1 protein-coding gene is annotated in these 279 nt (G+C 62.0%); it reads right to left on the bottom strand.

Going from position 1 to position 279, the window contains the following annotated elements:
- Positions 1 to 279 (bottom strand): YcaO-like family protein (locus EN851_RS36015; protein WP_189587386.1); only part of this gene is annotated, 279 nt, incomplete at both ends.

Here is a 279-nt window from a genome sequence, read left to right as displayed (position 1 = left end):
TCCATACCACCACCGACCCGTCGCATCCCTCTCGACCAGCTCCAAGATGGCCGCCAGTTTTGCCGCATCCGCACTAGGTCCTGCAGCGCACCCGCTGCTATCGCCGATGGCGACCGCGCCCTCCTCGCCAGCCCCTTTGCGTCCTATGAAAGCAAAGTCTGCCGGTATGAAAGCCCCATCCCCCCCAAATGCATCTTCAACCCTCAGCCAGTTCAGCGCGGCGGATTCATCCCTGATCGGTGGCCGCCAGTCGAAGCCAGTGTTCTCCTTGTTCCACAC

It is taken from the genome of Mesorhizobium sp. M8A.F.Ca.ET.208.01.1.1 (assembly GCF_004791315.1).
GTDB lineage: Bacteria > Pseudomonadota > Alphaproteobacteria > Rhizobiales > Rhizobiaceae > Mesorhizobium.
Note: the sequence above shows the minus strand (reverse complement) of the source record. Positions and strands in the feature narration are given on the sequence as shown.